The sequence below is a fragment of the Mitsuaria sp. TWR114 genome, assembly GCF_007997345.1.
Genome location: NZ_VOSR01001019.1, coordinates 1 through 1,532 on the forward strand (window position 1 = coordinate 1; position 1,532 = coordinate 1,532).

At 70.7% G+C, this 1,532-nt stretch carries 2 protein-coding genes; both read left to right on the forward strand.

The features are described 5' to 3' along the window. The coding region (locus FUT87_RS26890; RefSeq protein WP_147242961.1) for a DUF1624 domain-containing protein at positions 1–690 on the forward strand (690 nt) is incomplete at its 5' end. Between the two features lie 39 nt (positions 691–729). Next, positions 730–1,485, forward strand: coding sequence for a 23S rRNA (guanosine(2251)-2'-O)-methyltransferase RlmB (gene rlmB / locus FUT87_RS26895; RefSeq protein ID WP_147242962.1), 756 nt, complete (start codon positions 730–732; stop codon positions 1,483–1,485). Positions 1,486–1,532 lie beyond the last annotated feature (47 nt).

Below are 1,532 nucleotides of genomic sequence, written 5' to 3' on the forward strand. Positions count from 1 at the left end.
GACGCGCTGCGCGGCCTGGCGATGGTGTGGATGACGGTCTTCCATTTCTGCTTCGACCTGAGCTACTTCAAGGTCATCGTCGAGGACTTCTACCGCGATCCGTTCTGGACCTGGCAGCGCAGTGGCATCGTCAGCCTCTTCCTGCTGTGCGCCGGCATGGGCCAGGCGGTGGCGCTGTCGCAGGGGCAGACCGCCTACCGCTTCTGGCGCCGCTGGGGCCAGGTGATGGCCTGCGCGCTGCTGGTGTCGATCGGCTCGTGGTGGATGTTCCCGCGCTCGTACATCAGCTTCGGCGTGCTGCACGGCATGGCGCTGATGCTGATCCTGGTGCGCTTCGGCTTCGCGCGGCTGCCCACGCTGGCGCTGTGGGGGCTGGGCGCGGTGGCGATCGCGCTGCCCTTCCTGGTGGCGCATCCGTTCTTCGACGCGCGCACCACCAACTGGGTCGGCCTGGTCACGCGCAAGCCGCTGACCGAGGACTACGTGCCGCTGCTGCCCTGGCTCGGCCCGATGCTCTGGGGCTGCGCGCTGATGCGGACCGCGTCGGTGCGCCGCTGGATGCAGCGCCCGCTGCGGCCCGCGTGGCGGCCGCTGTCGGTGATGGGGCAGTGGTCGCTGTCGTACTACATGGTCCACCAGCCGGTGATGATCGGCGCGCTGATGGCGGCGCGGCACTTCGGCTGGCTCTGAGGCCGGGGCGGGGAACGCGGCCTGCGACAATCGCGCCCCATGAGCTCCTCTCCCACCAAGACCCAGATCCTGTTCGGCTTCCACGCCGTGACCGTGCGCCTGAAGACGGCGCCCGCGTCGGTGCAGGAGATCCTGTTCGACGCCACCCGCAAGGACCAGCGCATGCGCGGCTTCCTTGAGAAGGCCGAGGCCGCCGGCGCGCGGCTGGTCGAGAGCGACGACGACCGGCTGCAGAAGCTCTGCGGCACGACCCGTCACCAGGGCGTGGTGGCGCGGGTGAAGGCGGTGGCGCAGCAGCACTCGCTGGACGATCTGCTGGACGAGGTCGAGGGCCCGCCGCTGGTGCTGGTGCTGGACGGCGTGACCGATCCCCACAACCTGGGCGCCTGCCTGCGGGTGGCCGATGGGGCGGGCGCGCATGCGGTGGTCGCGCCCAAGGACCATGCGGTTGGCCTCAATGCCACGGTGGCCAAGGTGGCCAGCGGCGCGGCCGAGACGGTGCCCTACCTGATGGTCACCAACTTGGCGCGCACGCTCAATGAGCTCAAGGAGCGCGACATCTGGGTGATCGGCACCTCGGACCAGGCGGAGAAGACCCTGTACGACCTGGACCTGAGCGGCCCGGTGGCGCTGGTGCTGGGCGCCGAGGGCGCCGGCATGCGGCAGCTGACCGGCAAGACCTGCGACGAGCTGGTGCGCATCCCGATGCAGGGCGCGGTGGAGAGCCTGAACGTCTCCGTCGCGGCCGGCGTGTGCCTGTACGAGGCGCTGCGCCAGCGCCAGAAGCGGGACTGAACCCGCGGCGCGAGATAATCGCGCCCCTGCGGCCCCACGGGGCCGCG